Genomic DNA, 2,400 nt, shown 5'->3' with positions numbered 1-2,400 from the left:
GCACCACTGCTGCCAAAAGTGGCGGCGCTCAACACAGCTTGACTAACATAAACTGTTAGAGAGAATTGAACTTAATGAAGAAGGATTGAACTGAATGAATAATAGCCCCATGAACAACAACCCTGCCACCCCTCCTGCACAATGCCCCTTCCGGGGAACCCGCATTGGCGGCGCGCTCGGCTCCAAGCCGCAAGTCGATGATTGGTGGCCGAACCGACTTCAGGTCGAACTGCTTCACCAAAATTTGCCCCAAGCTAACCCACTGCGAGATTTCGATTACAAAGGAGCCTTTGGGAAGCTTGACTTTGAACAGTTGAAGAGCGATATCAAAGCACTGCTGACCGATTCAAAGGACTGGTGGCCCGCCGACTATGGGAATTATGGACCTCAAATGATTCGCATGGCGTGGCACTCAGCAGGCACCTACCGGATCGCGGATGGTCGGGGTGGAGCGAGTCAGGGCATGCAACGCTTCGCACCCATCAATTCGTGGTGGGATAATGGAAACACAGATAAATCACGACGGCTGCTCTGGCCCATCAAGCAGAAATATGGTGCGGCACTAAGCTGGGCTGATCTGATGGTTCTGACGGGCAACTGCGCGCTCGAAATCATGGGGTTTAAGACTTTCGGTTTTGGTGGCGGTCGCATAGATGCCTGGGAGGCGGATCGCTCGACATACTGGGGACCCGAATTCTGGAACGGCGATTCGGTTGACGATGTTAAGGAACACCCTGGTCATCCTGATGAGATGGTCACTCGCACGATTCGGTGGGTTGGGAAACCGAACGAGCAATACTACGACCTTGAGAACCCGCTAGCGGCTTCGCACCAAGCGCTAATTTACGTCAATCCAGAGGGTCCAAACGCTGAGGGCGACCCCTATGGCTCGGCGCGAGACATTCGCGAGACGTTTGCGCGGATGGGCATGAATGACGAAGAAACTGTCGCGCTGATTGCAGGGGGTCATGCCTTTGGCAAAAGTCATGGCATGGTTTCGCCGGACAAGATTGGTCCAGCGCCGGAAGCCGCGCCGATTCAGGCGATGGGTTTGGGGTGGCAGAACCCTGAAGGCACTGGGTTTGCCGAATATACAATGACGAACGGGATCGAAGGATCGTGGACTCCAAATCCAACCCAGTGGGACAACAGTTACTTAACAAATCTTTTTAAATACGATTGGGAACAGACAAAGAGTCCAGCAGGTGCCATTCAGTGGAAACCGAGCAATCCTGATGCGCCAAAGACACCGGATGCCCATCAACCGGGCGTTGAGTACCCGTTAATGATGATGACTTCGGACATTGCCTTGAAGGTCGATCCGGTCTATCACGAAATCTGTCAGCACTTCTTGGGTGACTTCGATTACTTCAGCGATGCGTTCGCGCGCGCTTGGTATAAGCTGATCCATCGAGACATGGGTCCGAAAACGCGCTATCTTGGTCCGGAAATCCCAGAGGAAGATCTGATCTGGCAAGATCCAATTCCGGCACTGGATCATGATGTCGTTGATGCCGCCGATATCAATTTTCTCAAGGATCAGATTTTAGCGAGTGGACTCTCTGTTTCGGCGCTCGTGTCAGCCGCTTGGGCAGCGGCATCGAGTCACCGCCATTCCGACAAGCGCGGCGGCGCAAATGGGGCGCGCGTTCGCCTCAATCCCCAGAAAGACTGGGAAATGAACCGCCCGCAGGAACTCGGCGAGGTGCTATCGACCCTTGATCGCATTCAGGCGGACTTTAACGGCGCTCAGTCGGGCAACAAAAAAATCTCGATAGCGGATCTTATCGTCCTCGGTGGTTGTGCTGCGATCGAGAAGGCTGCACAAGACGCTGGGTTTTCTGTTGCCGTGCCGTTTATTCCGGGTCGGATGGATACGACTCAGGAGCTGACAGATGTTGAAATGTTTAATTGGCTGAAGCCAGTTTCGGATGGTTTCAGAAACTATCACAATGAGGCTGTTGGCTACAAGGTGAAGCCGGAGCGTATCTTCCTGGATCGAGCGCAGCTCCTCACGCTGACCGCGCCTGAATGGACGGTTCTTGTCGGCGGACTTCGCGCGCTCGATCAGAATTGGGATCATTCAAAGCACGGTAGCTTCACTGACCGTCCGGGCGTCTTGACCAATGACTTTTTCCGTGTCCTGACCAGTATGGACTACGAGTGGAAGCCTGTTGACAATCGCGAGATGCTTTTTGACATCTGCGATCGCGAAACCGGTGCAGCGAAGTTCACCGCAACCCGCTGCGATCTCATCTTCGGCTCGAACGCGGAACTGCGTCAGATTGCTGAAGTCTATGGCGCTGATGACGGTCACGAGCGGATGGTCAAGGACTTCGTCGCAGCCTGGAACAAGGTGATGATGCTTGATCGCTTCGACGTTGGCGCTGAACAGACCCC

General features: G+C 54.1%; 1 protein-coding gene. It reads left to right on the top strand.

Going from position 1 to position 2,400, the window contains the following annotated elements; genetic code table 11:
• Positions 1-94: 94 nt before the first annotated feature.
• The coding region (gene katG / locus V7K27_RS18735; protein WP_334949594.1) for a catalase/peroxidase HPI at positions 95-2,400 on the top strand (2,306 nt) is incomplete at its 3' end.

Origin of the sequence: Nostoc sp., assembly GCF_036919575.1 — a bacterium.
GTDB lineage: Bacteria > Cyanobacteriota > Cyanobacteriia > Cyanobacteriales > Nostocaceae > Nostoc.
The sequence above is the reverse complement of the archived record's forward strand: the minus strand, read 5'-3'. Positions and strand labels throughout refer to the sequence as shown.